Genomic DNA, 17,643 nt, shown 5'->3' with positions numbered 1-17,643 from the left:
GCGACCGAGGCGGGGCTGGACGAGAGCCTGAAGATCCTGGCGGGCATGATGGCCGCGCCCTCGCTGACTGCCCAGTCGCTGAATGCCGAACGTCCGGTCGTGCTGGCCGAACGCCGCGAGCAGCCGGGGCCGCAGGTCCGCTATTCGGACAAGCTGCGCGAGACCTTCTTTGCCGGGCAGCCGCTGGCCGAGCGTTCGCCGATCGGCCAGCTCAAGACGCTGGAGGCCGCGACGCCCGAGACGGTGAAGGCGTTCCACGACCGCTGGTATCGTCCCGAACGCGCGGCCGTCATCATCTCGGGCGATATGGACCCCGCGCTGCTGGCCAGGCTGGTCACCAAGAATTTCGGGTCGTGGCAGGGCATCGGCCCCAATCCGCCCGATCCCGATTTCGGCAAGCCGACCGCCGATGCGGCCGCAGCGGGGGCGCTGGTCGAGCCGTCCATGCCGCCGGTCGTCGCCATGGCGGTGCTGCGCCCATGGCAGTACCAGGACGATACCGCGATCTTCAATCAGAAGCGGATGGTCGACATGGTCGCCGCGCGCCTGATCAGCCGCCGTCTGGAGAATCGCGCGCGGGCCGGAGGCAGCTTCCTGCAGGCTGCCGTGGCCCTCGACGACGTCTCGCGCTCGGCCAATATCACCACGGTCAATGTCGTGCCGATCGGCGACAATTGGGAAGCCGCGCTGAAGGATGTGCGCGCCGTCATCGCCGATGCGATGGCGACTCCGCCGACGCAGGGCGAGATCGACCGCGAACTGGCCGACTATGACGCGATCCTGCGCAATCAGGTCGAAACGTCGCGGGTCGAGGCGGGGTCGAAGCAGGCCGACGACATGGTCGGTGCGCTCGACATTCGCGAAACCGTGACCGCGCCGGAGACGAGCTATCAGATCCTGCGCCAGGCCATCGACAAGAAGATGTTCACGCCCGACACGGTGCTGGCCTCGACGCGCAAGATTTTCCAGGGCACCGCGACCCGTGCGCTGGTCAACACCCGCACGGTGCAAGCCGATGCGGTCGCCCGGCTGACCGCCGCGCTGAAGGCCGATGTCCGCCCGCTCGCCGAGCAGCGCCGTCGCCAGGGCGCGGTGACCTTCGCCCAGCTTCCTAAGCTGGGTACGCCCGGCAAGGTCGTGTCGCGTGAGAAAGTCTCCGAGCTGGGGCTGGAGAAAGTAACGTTCGCCAACGGCACGCGCCTGTTGTTGTTCGCCAATGACGGCGAGACGGCACGCGTCTATCTGCGGGTCCGGTTCGGGCGCGGCTATGACGCGCTGCCCGCGACCCGGGAGAGCCCGGCCTGGGCCGCCGACCTCGCGCTGGTCGCGGGCGGCATCGGCAAGTTCGACCAGGGCGATCTCGACCGGCTGACCGCCGGGCGGACCATGGGGCTGGACTTCGACGTCGATGACGATGCCTTCGCCTTCAACGCGCTGTCGTCGCCCGGCGATTATGCCGACAATCTCAAGCTGATGGCGGCCAAGCTGATCGCGCCGCGCTGGGACGCGGCGCCGGTCAACCGGGCCAAGGCGGCGATGCTGGCGGGCTATGACGGGTTCGACTCGTCGCCCGACGGCGTGCTCGGCCATGATCTGGAGCGGTTGCTGCGCGACGGCGATCCTCGCTGGGGCACGCCGCCGCGCGACGCGGTGGCGGCGACCACGCCGGAATCGTTCAAGGCACTCTGGGCGCCGCTGCTCGCCTCCGGCCCGATCGAGGTGTCGGTATTCGGCGACGTGAAGGCGGATGAGGCGATCAAGGCGGTGGCGGACAGCTTCGGCGCGATCCCGGCGCGTCAAGGTGCGACCGGCCCGGTGCCGCCGATCCGCTTTCCCGCGCATGTCGCCACGCCCGTCGTCCGCACGCATACCGGCCCGGCCGACCAGGCGGCGGCGGTCATCGCCTGGCCGACCGGCGGCGGCTCGGCCGATGACCGCATCCGTAACCGGCTGGACGTGCTGGCGCAGGTCTTCGCCGACCGGCTGTTCGATCGGCTGCGTTCGCAGGCGGGGGCGAGCTACAGCCCGCAGGTCGCCAGCCAATGGCCGATCGGCCTGCCCGGCGGCGGTCGGATGATCGCCATCGGCATGGTCGCGCCCGACAAGGTCGACTTCTTCCTGTCGACCGCCCGCGCGATCGCCGCCGACCTAGCGTCCAAGCCGATCGATGCCGACGAACTGCAACGCATCAAGCGCCCCATGGCCCAGCGCCTCGCGCGTATGGCCTCGGGCAATCTGTTCTGGATGCAGCGGCTGGGCGGCGCGACCTATGATCCGCAACGGATCGAGGCGACCAAGCGGCTGGCGCAGGACTTCGTGTCGATCGGTCCGGCGGACCTGCAGGCGGTCGCGGCGAAATATCTGCGGCCTGATATGGACTGGACGCTGAAGGTGGTGCCAAGGGCCAAGTGATCCTCCCCGTGCCCGGGAGGAACCAGGCGCTTCCCCGCACGTTTTTCCTGCCAACACCTTTGTGCGCCGCAATATCCGCGCCGCCCTTTCGCTTTGCTCGGCTTTCGGCTATGGCGCGCGGCGACATACCCTCCGAACAAGAGAAATTTGCATGAGCCTCCGCAACGTGGCGATCATCGCGCACGTCGACCATGGCAAAACCACCCTGGTCGATCAGCTGTTCCGCCAGTCGGGCACCTTCCGCGACAACCAGCGCGTGGAAGAGCGCGCGATGGACTCCAACGACCTGGAAAAGGAGCGCGGGATCACCATTCTCGCCAAGCCGACCTCGGTCGACTGGACTCCTCCGGGCAGCGATGAGTCGATCCGCATCAACATCGTCGACACCCCCGGCCACGCCGACTTCGGCGGCGAGGTGGAGCGCATCCTCTCGATGGTCGACGGCGTCGTCCTGCTGGTCGATTCGTCGGAAGGCGCGATGCCGCAGACGAAGTTCGTGACCGGCAAGGCGCTGGCGCTGGGCCTGAAGCCCATCGTCGTCGTCAACAAGGTCGATCGCGCCGACGCGCGTATCCAGGAAGTGCTGGACGAAGTGTTCGACCTGTTCGTCTCGCTCGACGCGAATGACGAGCAGCTGGACTTCCCGGTGCTCTACGCCTCGGGCCGCAACGGCTATGCCTCGACCGACATGGACGCGCGCGAAGGCACGCTGATCCCGATGTTCGAGACGATCGTGAACCATGTCCCGGCCCCGAAGGTCGAGGTCGAGGACGTGCCCTTCACCTTCCTGGTGACTTTGCTCGACCGCGACAACTTCCTGGGTCGCATCCTGACCGGCCGCGTCAACTCGGGCACGGTCAAGCTGAACCAGGCGATCCACGCGCTCGACGCCGAGGGCAATGTGATCGAGACCGGCCGTGCGTCGAAGATCATGTCGTTCCGTGGCCTGGACCGCGTTCCGGTCGACGAAGCCAAGGCGGGCGACATCATCTCGCTGGCGGGCCTGGCGGTCGCCACCGTGGCGAACACCATCGCCGACACCTCGGTCAGCGTGCCGCTGAAGGCGCAGCCGATCGATCCGCCGACGCTGTCGATGCGCTTCGCGGTCAACGACTCGCCGATGGCGGGCCGTGAGGGCTCGAAGGTCACCAGCCGCATGATCCGCGACCGCCTGATGCGCGAAGCGGAATCGAACGTCGCGGTGAAGGTCACCGAGAGCGACGACCGCGACAGCTTCGAGGTTGCCGGTCGTGGCGAACTCCAGCTGGGCGTTCTGATCGAGACGATGCGCCGCGAAGGCTTCGAGCTGGGCATCAGCCGCCCGCGCGTGCTGTTCGGCGAGGACGAGGACGGCAAGAAGACCGAGCCGTATGAAACCGTCATCATCGACGTGGACGAGGAATATTCGGGCACGGTCGTCGAGAAGATGAACCTGCGCAAGGCCGAGATGACCGACATGCGTCCCTCGGGCGGCGGCAAGACCCGCATCACCTTCTCGGCCCCCTCGCGCGGCATGATCGGCTATCACGGCGAGTTCCTGTCGGACACGCGCGGCACCGGCATCATGAACCGCCTGTTCGAGAAGTATGGCCCCCACAAGGGCAAGATCGAAGGCCGCAAGAACGGCGTCCTGATCTCGAACGGCGCCGGCGAAGCGCAGGGCTATGCCCTGGGTCCGCTCGAAGAGCGCGGCATCCTGTTCGTCGGTCACGGCGAGGCGCTCTACGAGGGCATGATCATCGGCGAGAACGCCAAGACGGATGACCTCGAGGTCAACCCGATGAAGGCGAAGCAGCTGACCAACTTCCGCGCGTCGGGCGGCAAGGATGACGCCATCCGCCTGACCCCGCCGAAGAAGATGACGCTGGAACAGGCGATCGCGTATATCGACGATGACGAGATGGTCGAAGTGACCCCGAAGTCGATCCGTCTGCGCAAGCGCTACCTCGACCCGAACGAGCGCAAGCGCGCGGCTCGCTCGAAGGCGGCGTAAGAGAGAAGGGCCGGACGGAAACGTCCGGCCCTTTTTCGTTGGCGGGCCAAAAATCCTCCCCGGCACAGGGAGGGGGACCATGCGCAGCATGGTGGAGGGGCGTGCCGCTAGCGACGTCCTTTGCGGAAATCCCCCTCCGTCAGCCCTTCGGGCTGCCACCTCCCCGCGCCGGGGAGGATCGTCAGCGAACGATCACGCCGCCTGCGACAGCGCGTCCCGCTCCGCATCCAGCGCCGCACCCAGGTCGGCCCAGATATCCCGGACATCCTCCAGCCCGACCGACAGCCGGACCAGATCGGGCATGATGCCATGCGCGATCAACTGTTCGACCGGATAGGTGGAGTGGGTCATGCTCGCGGGATGCTGGATCAGCGTCTCGGCATCGCCCAGCGACACGGCGCGCTGGATCAGGGTCAGCCGGTTCATCACCCGCTTGCCCGCCTTGAACCCGCCGCGCAGGCGGAACGCGATCATACCGCCGGGCAGGGCCATCTGGCGCTGGGCCAGGTCATGCTGGGGAAAGTCCTCCAGCCCCGGATAATGGACCGCATGCACCGCCGGATGCGCCTGGAGCCGCTCGGCGATCGCCTGCGCCGAGGCGGCATGACGCTGCACGCGAAGTTCCAGCGTCTTCAGGCCGCGCAGGATCAGCATGGCGTTGAACGGCGACAGCACCGCACCGGTCATGTCCTTCACGCCGAACAGCCGAATCTGCTGAATATCCGCCGCCCGGCCCAGCACCATACCCGCCACCAGATCGCCATGCCCGCCCAGATATTTGGTGGCGGAATGGACGACGAAGTCGGCACCCAGCGCGATCGGGCGGGTGATGACCGGCGTGGCATAGGTGTTGTCGACCACGCTCCACGCACCATGCGCCTTGGCGAGGGCGCACACAGCCTGGATGTCGACCAGCCGCATATTGGGGTTCGCGGGCGTTTCGAAATAGACGAGTTTGGTGTCCGGCCCGAACGCCGCCTCCACCGCGGCGATGTCGGTCATGTCGACATGGGTGACGCGGATGCCGAACCGGCCCAGCCCGTGCTGCATGAAGGCGAAGGTGCAGCCATAGAGCGTCATATCGGTCAGGATCTCGTCGCCGGGGCGCAGCAGCGTCCACAGGGTCGCGGTGATCGCGCCCATGCCCGATGCCGTGCCCAGCGCCGCCTCGGCCCCTTCCAGATGCGCGATGCGCCGTTCCAGCAGGTCGACCGTCGGGTTCGAGATGCGGCTATAGACATGGCCCGGTGCCTCGCCGGAGAAGCGCGCCGCGCCATCCTCTGCGCTTTCGAAGGCGAAGGTCGATGTCAGGTTGAGCGGCGGCGTCAGCGCGCCCTCATGATCCTGGGGATCGTAACCATGATGGATGGCGGCGGTCGCGAAACCGAAGGGGGCGGGGGTCGACATGGTGGACAGGCTTTCTCTACGTGATACCGCCATTCTAGAGCGGGAGCCTCGGGCCGAAATTGCGTTCTTTGCCAATCGTGCATCCTAAATTGGCAGAATCTGCTAAGATCGGGCATGGACACGAAGGATCGCCAGATCGTCCGCCTGCTCCAGCAGGACGGGCGCCTCACCAACCAGGACCTGGCCGAGCGGGTCGGTCTGTCGCCGTCCCCCTGCCTGCGGCGGGTGCGCCTGCTCGAACAGGCGGGGGTGATTCAGGGTTATGGCGCCATCGTCGACCAGCAACGCTATGGCCTACCGGTGACCGCGTTCATCCGGGTGCGGCTGGAGCGCCATGCCCGCGATCTGGTCCAGCAGTTCGAAGAGACGATCCGCCAGCTGGACGAAGTGATGGACTGTCACCTGCTGACCGGGGACGCGGATTATCTGCTGCGCGTGATCGTCGCCGATCTGGAAGCCTATGAGCGGTTCATCCGCCGCAAGATGCACGCGATCGCCGGGATCGCCAGCCTGGACACGACCTTCGCCTATGGGGTGGTGAAAAGCAGTCGGACCTTTCCGGCGGATTGAACCGGCCAATAATCCTCCCCTGTAAGGGGAGAGGACCATGCGAAGCATGGTGAAGGGGGGTCCCGGTTCGAGGGGCATCCCGCCCTCGAAAAAGGTGACACCGCTCCGTCAGGCCTTTGGCCTGCCACCCCCCTTGCAGGGGAGGAAAGGGAAAGAATATCCCAACGAAAAACGCCCTCCTTCCGCTGGGGAAGGAGGGCGTCTTGCCGTTCGGTACCGGGGCGATCAGGCGCCGAAGGTGCGCTGCCACCAGCCGCGACGCGGGGTTTCCCCGGTTGCGTTGTCGGCGTCGGCCGCTACCGGTTCCTCGGCCGGAGCCGGTTCGGCGGCAGGCGCTTCCTCGGCCACCGGCTCGACGGCGACCTTGGGGGCGGCCTTCTTGCGGACGCGCTTGGGCTTGGCCGGGGCTTCGGCTTCCGCCTCGGCGACCGGCGCGGCTTCCTCGGCGGCAACCTTCGGAGCCGCCTTCTTGCGGACGCGCTTGGGCTTGGCGGGGGCTTCCGCCTCGACCTCTGCCACCGGCGCGACGGGAGCGGGCGCTTCCTCGACGACCGGGGTTTCGACCGCCTCGCTGACGACCGGCGCGGCCTTGCGAGCGCGCGGACGGCGGCGGGTCTTGGGGGCGTCGGTCGCCTCGGCCTCGGCCACCGCGAGCGGGGTCGTCACCGGTGCGGCATCGCCCGCCTCGATCGGCTCGACGATCGGCAGCGGCGCGTCCGAGGCCTCGTCATCCGACACGCTTTCGGTCGCGGCCTCGGCCGTGTCGTTCGCGGCACCTTCGCCACGACGACCGCCACGGCGACCGCGACGACCGCGACGGCGGCGTCCGCCTTCGCGCGGCTCGGACTCGGTGGCTTCGACCGTCTCGGTGGCGTCGCCCTCGGCGTCGGTCTCGTCCTGCTCGGCCCCGTCCTGCTCGACCTCATCGGCGTGTTCTTCGCCCTCGGCCTGTTCGGTGCCTTCACCTTCGCCACGATTGCGGCGACCGCGACGGCGGCGACGGCGCTTGCGGCCATTGCCGTCACCCTCGTCCCGCGATCCGCGCGGGCGGGGCGCCTCGGTCGCTTCCTCCTCGACCTCGTCCTCTTCTTCCTCCTCGACCTCGTCGATCAGGTCGTCCTCATCTTCCTCGACGGGCAGGAGCATATCGATCTTGGGCGCATAGGCGGGCGGCGGGCCCGAGGCCTCGACCGTCATGCGCGCACCCTCTTCCTCGCGGTCGGGGATGATCTCGACGGTCACGCCGTAGCGATCCTCGATCTCGGCGATGTCGGCGCGCTTGCGGTTCAGCACATAGACGGCCGCTTCCTGGCTGGCGCGCAGCGTCAGGATCGAGCCGCGACCGCGCGCGGCCTCGTCCTCGATCAGGCGCAGCGCCGACAGGCCCGACGATGAAGCGGTGCGGACCAGGCCGGTGCCCTCGCAATGCGGGCAGGGGCGGGTCGAGGCTTCCAGAACGCCGGTGCGCAGGCGCTGGCGGCTCATTTCCATCAGGCCGAAGGACGAGATGCGGCCGACCTGGATACGGGCGCGATCGTTCTTCAGCGCCTCCTTCATCGCCTTCTCGACCTTTCGGACATTGGAGTTGTTGTCCATGTCGATGAAGTCGATGACGACCAGGCCCGCCATGTCGCGCAGACGCAGCTGGCGCGCGATTTCCTGCGCGGCTTCCAGGTTGGTCGCGGTCGCGGTCTGCTCGATATTATGCTCGCGGGTCGAACGCCCGGAGTTGATGTCGATCGAGACGAGCGCTTCGGTCGGGTTGATGACCAGATAGCCGCCCGACTTCAGCTGCACGACCGGATTGTACATCGCGGCCAGCTGATCCTCGACATGCGCACGCTGGAACAGCGGCACGGCGTCGGCGTACTGCTTCACCCGGCGGGCGTGCGCAGGCATCAGCAGGCGCATGAAGTCCTTCGCCTGGCGATAGCCTTCCTCGCCCTCGACGATGACTTCCTCGATCTCGCGATTGTAGATGTCGCGGATCGCCCGCTTGATCAGGTCGCTGTCACCATAGATCAGCGCAGGCGCCGACGAGTGCAGCGTCTTCTCGCGGATGCCGTCCCACAGGCGCGCGAGGTAATCGAAGTCGCGCTTGATCTCGGTCTTGGTGCGCTGAAGGCCCGCGGTGCGGACGATGCAGCCCATGGTCGAGGGCAGCTGCATATCGGCCATGATGGTCTTCAGCCGCTTGCGATCGGCCGCGTTCGAAATCTTCCGGCTGATGCCGCCGCCGTGCGACGTGTTGGGCATCAGGACGCAATAACGGCCCGCCAGCGACAGATAGGTGGTCAGCGCCGCACCCTTGTTGCCGCGCTCTTCCTTGACGATCTGGACCAGCAGCACCTGGCGGCGATGGATGACGTCCTGAATCTTGTAGCGGCGACGCAGATTCTGGCGACGCTGGCGCAGGGCCTCGACCTGATCGTCATTGACGGTCGACTTGCGGGCGCGGGGCGCGGCCTCACCGTCTTCGTCGTCGTGATGGTCGTCGGCGTGATCGTCATGATCCTCGCCGTCGTGATCCCCGTGATCGTCATCCTCCTCGGCGTCGAGCTCGGCGCGCAGCGCGGCCTCTTCGGCGGCATGCTCGGCCTCTTCGCGCAGCAGGGCTTCGCGATCTTCCTTGGGGATCTGGTAATAGTCGGGGTGGATTTCCGAAAAGGCCAGGAAGCCGTGACGGTTGCCGCCGTAATCGACGAACGCCGCCTGCAGCGACGGTTCGACGCGGGTCACCTTGGCGAGGTAGATATTGCCCTTGAGCTGCTTGCGCTCGGCCGACTCAAAGTCGAATTCCTCGATCCGGTTACCCTTGACGACGGCCACGCGGGTTTCTTCCCGGTGGCGTGCGTCGATCAGCATACGCGTGGTCATTGTGAAGTCTCCACGCGCGCGCCGGGCCTGGCGGCAGCCGTCGCGCGCGGTAAATAAGGTGGGCGGCGGCGCGGGGCGCCGGTCCGCTGGAAAAAACGGAATGCGTGCCGGTCGCAGCCGCAGCATCGGCAACGGGGCCGGTGCGGACCCACGACACCGCGATCCCACCGGCAAAGGCCGGTCGGTCAGCGGGGTGGATCATATGCGTCATGCGAGCGTCAACCTGGTTGGTCCGGGCGCGAAATCCTCGCAGTCCCAGCCCTTTTAGAGATGGCCCCGTCCCGATCGTGGGAGAGGTGATCGAGGCCGGGGTCCGCAGGAGTGCTAGCATCATCGGAACGTTTGCGCAACAGGCGGAAATCGGCCGATCGGGCGGCGGAAACATGCCGAATTCCGTGTTAACCAATTGCTGAAAGTCCGGCATTAGTTTGACTCTGCTACACGCGAGTCTCGATCTCCGGATCGTCAAGAAGGTAGGCGGTCATGGCTTTTCGCTGGACCAGCGACGCACGGGAACGGCATGGTCGCCGTGTCGTGCTGATGCTGTTCACATTCCTGATCGGGCTGTTCGCGCCGATGAGCGCGATGGCCGCGACGGTGCAGAATGTCGTGGTGCGCGGCGCGCGCCTGATCATCCGGTTCGATACGCCGGTCAAACGCGCGCGCAGCGTCCTGCTGACCGAACAGCACCGCGTCGCGATCGACGTGACCGGGGCCTCGCCCGGCACCGCCACGATCCACGACGGCGTGGTGCGCGGGCTGACCCAGACCCGGATCCAGCCCGGCGTCACCCGACTGACCTTCGCGCTGGCGCAGGACGCGGCGATCTTCGACGGCGGTTTCGACGATGACGGCAAGACCCTGTCGCTGACGCTGAAGCCGCTGGTCGGCCGCTATACCCAGGCGAGCTTCGCGGGGGCGCTTGATTTCTTCCCGTTCCATTTCCAGCGCAAGCCCGCCTACACGCTGACCGTCCCGGTTCCCGGCCCGGCGCGCGCACTGCCATTGCCGCGTGTGAAGGGGGCGGACAACCGCCCCCTGGTGGTGATCGATGCCGGGCATGGCGGGGTCGATCCCGGCGCGATCAATCCGCAGACCGGGCTGCGCGAAAAGGACGTGACGCTGGCCATCGCGAAGGAGATTCGCGACACGCTGGTGGCCTCGGGCCGGGTCCGCGCCGCGCTGACCCGCGAGGACGACCGCTATATCCTCCATCGCGAACGTTATGGCATCGCGCGGCGGCTGCACGCCGACCTGTTCATCTCGATCCATTGCGACAGCGCCGGGGCGGGAGAGGCTCGCGGGGCGACCGCCTATACCCTGTCCGACGTGGCGTCCGACAAGGAAGCCGCGCGGCTGGCGGCGCGCGAGAACAAGGCCGACGTGATCGCAGGCGTCGATCTGGGCGGGAACAGCGACGTCTCCTCGATCCTGATCGACCTGACCCAGCGCGAGACGATGAACGCCTCGGCCAGCTTCGCCAGGCTTCTGGGCCGCGAGGCGCAGTCGCTGATCCCGGTCAAGCCGACCTTCCACCGCATGGCCTCGCTGATGGTGCTCAAGGCACCCGACATGCCGTCGATCCTGTTCGAGACGGGCTATATCTCCAACATGCAGGACGCCGCGTTCCTCGCCAGCGAAGATGGACGAGAGCGGATCGCCAAGGCGGTGTTGCAGGCGGTAGAAGTGCATTTTGCGCGGCGGATGGCGACGCGGTAAAAGGGGCGAACCGGCGATCGTTGGCGGAAAGGGATCGAGCCGATGTATAGCGAGTTGATCGCGCTGTTGAGCGGCCGGTCGCTCGACGACGAGGCGGTTCGGGAGAAGGCGGGCGCGCTGGAAATGGCGCTGCGCGAACCCGAGAAATGGATGCTCGACTTCGACCCCGAGACGATCAGGCAACTGACCGTTGAGATGGCGATCATCGACTATGTCCTGATCGGCGACAAGATCGACGAGCTTCACGAACTGATCAGCGACGAATTCTCCGAGCCGCTGAAACCCTTTCCGTACCGCGAGGACAACGAAAAAGTCCTGGTTGCGGATTATTTCGCGTGGCTCGACAAAGAGCTGCAGGCGGGGACCACGGCGTGGGAATTGCTGTCCTGGGACAATGATCTGGACGACAATCTGCATGTCGTCATCGTCCACCGGTCGGATACTGACAGGATCATCGCGCTGGCCGATTCGATGGGCCTGCGGGTGAGCAGGGCCATCGACGCGGTGAGGCTGCCCTGACGGGCGACGTCGTTATGGCCGGGCGCGGGGGACGATCAGCATTGCGCGGATCGGACGGCCCTCGGCCCGCGCCCGCCGGATCGACCGCACCATCGCATAGACCAACGCCGCCAGCCCGAAGAGCCACAGCGCGGTGGTCAGGATGAAAGGGCCGATCAGCGCGAACAGGCCGAAGAAGAGCAGTAACCGGCCGAGCGGCCCCACGCGACGGAGCGCGACCCACAGGATCGGTGCGAGGAAGAGCACGGCCAGCAGCGCGACGAGCATGGCGGCATAGCCGCAGGACCCCTCGAAACAGGAACCGAAGATGGTCGGATCGATCGCCTTGGCGATGCCCGTGCCCGCCACGGCGATGACGAAGGCGAGCATCAGGGACAGCAGGGCTCTCATGCGCCCGATGAGTGACCCCCATATCCGTAAGGGTCAAGCATCCGCAGCGGCCAAGGCCGGCGCGGCGCAGTTGCTCCGGCCGGTGGGGGCTGGCAGGATCGCGGCATGGTCCGCCGTCTGTCCGTCGTCCTGCCCCTCGCACTGGCGCTCGCCCGGCCGATTCCCGTGCAGGCCCATGCGGGGCGGGCGGAGCCCGGTGCGCCGGTTGCGCTGACGCCCGAATTGCTCGGCGATGCCTTGTCCTGTCGTTCGCGGGACGCGCTCTGGGCCTTTGCCGATGCCCTGTTCCTTGATCCGAAGCCGCCCGCGTGGATGCGGGAGGTGACGGACGACAAGGCGACCAAGGGCATGCTGGGCATTGCGGGCTATCGACTGGTCACGCCGATCTCGTTGCTGGGGCAGCGGGTCGATCGCGTCTATTTCCTGAACGACTGGATCGTGACCCTCTGGCCGCGCAAGGTCGCCGAGGCCGTCGTCGCCGCCCAGGGAATGAAGCGCGCCCCGGTCGCCGCGACCGAGCAATATTATCGTTTTCTCGACCCGAACAGCGGTCCGATGCTGGGAGCCTTCGCGCCCACCGGCCATGCGACCGCCGCCATGCTGGCCCAAGCGTTCGGCGCCAAGACACCGCCCCCGCCGCCCGCCGACAGCCTGTTCGTGGGATGCAATTACGCCTCGGCATCCGAGGCGGCGTTTCTGTCCCTCGCGCGCCGTGCATCCGGGATGGCGGCGGATGCCAGTCGGGATGTCGCCGATGACGTCCAGGCCATCGTGCCGCCGCGATAGGTTCTGCCCGGTCGGCAGGTCGCTGAAGGTGCATGACAGGGAACGCTTCGTCCCATGTTCGCGCAGAGCTCGACCTGACGATGGGACTGCATTCCGATGTGTTGGGCGCGGCGCTGCTCCATGCCCGGTTTCGCTCCGCTGATGTGCGTTCGGCGTTAAAGGGGCGATCGGGTCCGGTCCGCCGCAAAAGGCAGAGCATCTGGTCCCCTCCGCCCGATCGGCGTAAAGGCGCGTGGATGATCCGCGTCTGTGCCCTTTACCGTTTCGCCGCTTTCCCCGACCCCGCCGCGCTGCGTGCGCCGCTGCTCGCCGTGGCCGAGGCGAACGGGATTCGCGGCACGTTGCTGCTCGCGAACGAGGGGATCAACGGCACCGTCGCTGGTACGCATGACGCGATCGAGGCGCTGCTCGCGCATATCCGGACGCTGCCCGGTTGCGCCGATCTCGACTTTAAGGACTCGACCGCCGAGACGATGCCGTTCCACCGGATGAAGGTGCGGCTGAAGCGCGAGATCGTGTCGATGGGTGTCGAGGGGATCGATCCCACCCGCGAAGTCGGCACCTATGTCGGGGGCGAGGCATGGAACGCGCTGATCGCCGACCCCGACACCCTGCTGATCGACACGCGCAACGACTATGAGGTGGCGATCGGCACCTTCGACGGCGCGGTCGATCCGGGAACGCGCAGCTTCCGCGACTTTCCCGGCTGGTTCCGCGAGAATCGCGACGAACTGATGGCGGGCAAGTCCAAGGTTGCGATGTTCTGCACCGGCGGCATACGCTGCGAAAAGGCGACCGCGTTCCTGAAGGCCGAAGGGGTGGCGGACGTCTTCCACCTCGACGGCGGCATCCTGAAATATCTGGAGACGATGCCTGAGGAGAAGAGCCGCTGGAACGGCGAATGCTTCGTGTTCGATGCGCGCGTCGCGGTCGGGCATGGGCTGGCGCAGGGATCGCACGGCTTGTGCCATGGCTGCCGGATGCCGGTCAGCCCCGAGGACCGCGCCTCGCCGCTCTATGTCGAGGGGGTGAGCTGCCCCGCCTGTCACGGCACGCGCGATGCGGAACGGCTGGCCGCCTATGCCGAACGCCATCGGCAGGAGCGGCTGGCGGCTGCGCGGGGGCAGGCGCATGTCGGCGCGCGCTACCCGTCCGATGAGGATGCGCGCGACGAACCGCAGCCGTTGTAACGCGCAACCGATCCGCAGGCGGGTGGCAAGCCGGGGCGAACCTGCTACACGAAGCCCCGCAAAGCCATGGCCGTCGAAACCTTTCCCCCCTCCGAACCCGCCGAACCGCCGCGCCGCCCGCTCTGGCGCCGCTGGTGGGTGCGGGTGTTCGCCGTCCTTGCGCTGCTCGCGGTGATCGGTGGCGGCGTATTCTGGTTCCTGTTCATCCGCGACCTGCCCTCGGTCGACGCGCTCAAGGCCTATGAGCCGCCGCTGCCGACCCATGTGCGCGGCATCGACGGCACCCCGATCCAGTCCTATGCGCGCGAGCGCCGGGTCGAGCTGTCCTACAATGAATATCCGCCGCTCCTCGTCCGTGCCTTCCTGGCGGCAGAGGACAAGAGCTTCTTCGAGCATGGCGGTGTCGACTATCCGGGTCTGGCGGGCGCGGTCATCGACTATGCCAAGAAGTTCGGCAGCGGTCGGCGCGCGCGCGGCGGCTCGACCATCACCCAGCAGGTCGCCAAGAATCTGCTGATCGGCGACGCCTATTCGCCGACCCGCAAGATCAAGGAGGCGATCCTCGCCTATAAGATCGAGGACACGCTGACCAAGCCGCAGATCCTGGAGCTGTATCTCAACCAGATCGCGCTCGGCCGGAACGCCTTCGGCGTCGAGGCCGCGGCCCATGCCTATTTCGACAAGGAACTGAACGAGCTGACGCTGGGGCAGATGGCCTATCTGGCGCTGCTGCCCAAGGGACCGGCCAATTACGATCCCGTCCGCCATCCCGACCGCGCGCTGGAGCGCCGCGCCTATGTGCTGCGCGAGATGCTGTCGAACAACTTCATCACCCGCGCGCAATATGACGCGGCGATGGCCGAGCCGCTGGGCACCGTGCTGCGCCGCACGCCCAAATATGCGCAGGTCGGCGGCTATTTCGTCGAGGAAGTCCGCCGCCAGCTGATCAAGCGTTATGGCGAAAAGGCGGAGAGCGGACCGAACAGCGTCTATGACGGCGGCCTCTGGGTGCGCACCTCGCTGGACACCCGGTTGCAGGATCTGGCGGCCGAAGCGCTGCGCGACGGCCTGATCCGGTTCGAGGGCGGGCGCGGATGGTCCGGGCCGATCCGGCATGAGGAGATCGAGGACGGCAACTGGCAGCAGGTGCTGCTGAACACCAATATCGGTCTCGACTATCGCGACTGGCGGGCCGGGATCGTCACCGCCAAGACATCGGGCGAGGCGACGATCGGCTTTGCCAATGGCCGCACCGGCACGCTGCCCCGCAGTTTCGCGCAGATGCCGCGCCGGGGCACGGCGGCGACCGCGTTCAGCGCACTGAAGGTCGGCGACATCGTGGCCGTGTCGCCGGCGGGCGAACAGTTCCAGCTTCGCTCCATCCCGCGCATCTCGGGCGGCTTCGTCGTCGAGGAACCCGCCACCGGCCGCGTGCTGGCGATGCAGGGCGGCTTCGACGCAAGGCTCCAGGCGTTCAACCGCGCCACCCAAGCCGAGCGCCAGCCGGGCTCGACGATCAAGCCGATCGTCTATTCCGCCGCGCTGAACAGCGGCATGACGCCCGCCTCGATCATCGTCGACGGTCCGTTCTGCGTCGATCAGGGGGCCGGGCTGGGGACCAAGTGTTTCCGCAACTTCGGCAATTCGGCCGGGGCGGGGCCGCACACGATGCGCTGGGGCATCGAGCAGTCGCGCAACCTGATGACCGTGCGGACCGCCTCGACCGTCGGCATGAAGAATGTCGTGGCGACGATCAAGCAGATGGGGATCGGCGATTTCCCGCCCTATCTCGCCTATGCGCTGGGCGCGGGCGAGACGACGGTGGGGCAGATGGTCAACGCCTATGCGATCCTGGCCAATAACGGGCGTGGCGGCGATCCCTCGCTGATCGACTTCGCACAGGACCGGCACGGCAAGGTGATCTGGCCGGAGAACTGGCGCGCCTGCGACCGCTGCAACGCCGCCGATTATGATGGCAAGCCGATGCCGCGCCCGGTCTCGCGCCAGCGCCAGGTGCTCGACGCGATGACCGCCTATCAAATGGTCCATATCACCGAGGGCGTGATCCAGCGCGGCACCGCCACTGGCCTGCGCGACCTGAACCGCCCGATGTTCGGCAAGACCGGCACCAATAACGGGCCGACCGATGTCTGGTTCGTCGGCGGCACGCCGCAGTTCGTCGGTGGCCTCTATATCGGCTATGACACGCCGCGCTCGCTGGGCGGCTATGCGCAGGGCGGGACGATCGCCGTGCCGATCTTCCACCAGTTCGCCGAAAAGGCCTATGAGGGACTCGAGAAGCTGCCCTTCCGCGCCGCGCCCGGCATCCGCATGGTCCGCATCGACCGGGCGAGCGGGCGGCCGGTCTATGGCACCTTCCCGACCGGCGACGATCCCAAGCCCGCCGTGATCTGGGAGGCGTTCAAGCCGGAGAGCGAGCCGCGCCGCCGCGCGCGCCGTGCCGCTGCCGCCGAGGCACCCGCGACGCCGACCGGCCCGGCCAGGCCCGCGCCCCCGCGCGACAGCGATTTCTTGCAAAGAGAAGGCGGAATCTACTAGCCCGCTTCCCATATGCGTTTTGCCGTCCCCGTTCGGGCGGCCGTACGACCGATTCGGAGAAACTTCATGCGCGCTGAAGCGCAGGCTCATGTCGACAAGATTAAGGACGCCCTGGAGCTGCTGCGCCGCTTCCTCGACTGGGACCGCGCATTGCGCCGCCTGGACGAGCTGAATGCGCGCGTCGAGGACCAGGCCCTGTGGAACGACCCCAAGCAGGCGCAGGAGGTGATGCGCGAGCGTCGCCGCCTGGACGAGGCTATCACCGCCACCCGCGCGATCGAGAACGAGCTGTCGGGCACGGTCGAATTGATCGAACTGGCAGAGATGGAGGGCGACGAGGACCTCGAGAAGGAGGCCGTCGCCAGCCTGGGCGAACTCGCAAAGAAGGCCGAGGCCGACAAGATCAAGGCGCTGCTGGCCGGTGAAGCCGACGCCAATGACAGCTATATCGAGATCAATGCGGGCGCGGGCGGCACCGAGAGCCAGGACTGGGCCGGAATGCTCCAGCGCATGTACACGCGCTGGGCCGAGCGGCACGGCATGAAGGTCGAGCTGATCGACTATCATGCGGGCGAACAGGCCGGGATCAAGTCGGCGACCCTGCTGGTCAAGGGCGAGAACGCCTATGGCTATGCCAAGGTCGAATCGGGCGTGCACCGGCTGGTGCGGATCAGCCCGTACGACTCGGCCGCGCGTCGCCACACCAGCTTTTCGAGCGTCTGGGTCTATCCGGTGATCGACGACAATATCGAGGTCGAGATCAACGAGAGCGAGCTGCGCATCGACACCTACCGCGCATCGGGCGCGGGCGGCCAGCACATCAACACCACCGACTCGGCGGTGCGCATCACCCACTTGCCGACCGGCATCGTGGTGCAGTGCCAGAACCAGCGTTCGCAGCACAAGAACAAGGCCGAGGCCTATAACCAGCTCCGCGCGCGTCTGTACGAGCGCGAACTGGCCGAGCGCGAGGCCGTGGCCAATGCCGAGAATGCGACCAAGACCGATATCGGCTGGGGCCACCAGATCCGCTCGTACGTGCTCCAGCCCTATCAGCTGGTGAAGGACCTGCGCACCGGCACCACCTCGACGGCGCCGGGCGACGTGCTCGACGGCGATCTCGATGCGTTCATGGCCGCGGCCCTGTCGCAGCGCGTGACCGGCGAGGCGGTCGCGGTGGAGGATGTCGACTAAAATGCGTTTCCGGGGGGCGGGGCCCTT

General features: G+C 67.1%; 12 protein-coding genes. 9 read left to right on the top strand and 3 right to left on the bottom strand.

Annotated features, from left to right (window positions below):
• Together NS355_RS11010 and typA are read left to right on the top strand one after the other, a co-directional pair.
• The coding region (locus NS355_RS11010; RefSeq protein ID WP_058745763.1) for a M16 family metallopeptidase at nt 1–2,412 on the top strand (2,412 nt) is incomplete at its 5' end.
• Between the two features lie 151 nt (nt 2,413–2,563).
• Nucleotides 2,564–4,405, top strand: coding sequence for a translational GTPase TypA (gene typA / locus NS355_RS11005; protein WP_058745762.1), 1,842 nt, complete (start codon nt 2,564–2,566; stop codon nt 4,403–4,405).
• A 192-nt stretch (nt 4,406–4,597) separates the two neighbouring features.
• Here typA and NS355_RS11000 read toward each other — a convergent pair whose 3' ends face one another.
• Nucleotides 4,598–5,812, bottom strand: a complete 1,215-nt coding sequence (locus NS355_RS11000) for a methionine gamma-lyase (protein ID WP_058745761.1) — start codon at nt 5,810–5,812, stop codon at nt 4,598–4,600.
• Nucleotides 5,813–5,926: 114 nt separating this feature from the next.
• Between NS355_RS11000 and NS355_RS10995 the strand changes: the two genes are divergently transcribed.
• Nucleotides 5,927–6,382, top strand: coding sequence for an Lrp/AsnC family transcriptional regulator (locus tag NS355_RS10995; protein WP_058745760.1), 456 nt, complete (start codon nt 5,927–5,929; stop codon nt 6,380–6,382).
• Between the two features lie 225 nt (nt 6,383–6,607).
• Here the strand turns inward: NS355_RS10995 and NS355_RS10990 are convergent, their stop codons facing one another.
• On the bottom strand, nt 6,608–9,259 hold the full coding sequence (locus NS355_RS10990) for an Rne/Rng family ribonuclease (protein ID WP_244489655.1): 2,652 nt from the start codon (nt 9,257–9,259) through the stop codon (nt 6,608–6,610).
• A 483-nt stretch (nt 9,260–9,742) separates the two neighbouring features.
• Between NS355_RS10990 and NS355_RS10985 the strand changes: the two genes are divergently transcribed.
• Both NS355_RS10985 and NS355_RS10980 read left to right on the top strand, forming a co-directional pair.
• Nucleotides 9,743–10,978 carry an N-acetylmuramoyl-L-alanine amidase family protein gene (locus tag NS355_RS10985; protein WP_058745758.1) on the top strand — a complete coding sequence of 412 codons (1,236 nt, stop codon included), beginning with the start codon at nt 9,743–9,745 and terminating at the stop codon, nt 10,976–10,978.
• Between the two features lie 42 nt (nt 10,979–11,020).
• A complete protein-coding gene (locus NS355_RS10980) occupies nt 11,021–11,497 on the top strand; it encodes a hypothetical protein (RefSeq protein ID WP_058745757.1) in 477 nt (158 codons plus the stop codon).
• Between the two features lie 12 nt (nt 11,498–11,509).
• Here NS355_RS10980 and NS355_RS10975 read toward each other — a convergent pair whose 3' ends face one another.
• On the bottom strand, nt 11,510–11,887 hold the full coding sequence (locus NS355_RS10975; protein ID WP_058745756.1) for a hypothetical protein: 378 nt from the start codon (nt 11,885–11,887) through the stop codon (nt 11,510–11,512).
• A gap of 105 nt (nt 11,888–11,992) precedes the next feature.
• On the opposite strand from NS355_RS10975, the gene NS355_RS10970 reads away from it, so the two are divergent.
• The 4 genes from NS355_RS10970 to prfB all read left to right on the top strand — a co-directional run bounded on the left by NS355_RS10970 (nt 11,993) and on the right by prfB (nt 17,616).
• Nucleotides 11,993–12,673, top strand: a complete 681-nt coding sequence (locus NS355_RS10970) for a hypothetical protein (RefSeq protein ID WP_058745755.1) — start codon at nt 11,993–11,995, stop codon at nt 12,671–12,673.
• 236 nt (nt 12,674–12,909) lie between these two features.
• Nucleotides 12,910–13,863 carry a rhodanese-related sulfurtransferase gene (locus tag NS355_RS10965; RefSeq protein ID WP_058745754.1) on the top strand — a complete coding sequence of 318 codons (954 nt, stop codon included), beginning with the start codon at nt 12,910–12,912 and terminating at the stop codon, nt 13,861–13,863.
• 66 nt (nt 13,864–13,929) lie between these two features.
• Nucleotides 13,930–16,422: a penicillin-binding protein 1A gene (locus NS355_RS10960; protein ID WP_058745753.1), complete on the top strand. Its 2,493-nt coding sequence runs from the start codon at nt 13,930–13,932 to the stop codon at nt 16,420–16,422.
• A gap of 66 nt (nt 16,423–16,488) precedes the next feature.
• Nucleotides 16,489–17,616 carry a peptide chain release factor 2 gene (gene prfB, locus NS355_RS10955; RefSeq protein ID WP_056436615.1) on the top strand — a complete coding sequence of 376 codons (1,128 nt, stop codon included), beginning with the start codon at nt 16,489–16,491 and terminating at the stop codon, nt 17,614–17,616.
• Nucleotides 17,617–17,643 lie beyond the last annotated feature (27 nt).

The organism is Sphingomonas yabuuchiae, assembly GCF_001477495.1.
Taxonomy (GTDB): Bacteria; Pseudomonadota; Alphaproteobacteria; order Sphingomonadales; family Sphingomonadaceae; genus Sphingomonas; species Sphingomonas yabuuchiae_A.
Note: the sequence above shows the minus strand (reverse complement) of the source record. Positions and strands in the feature narration are given on the sequence as shown.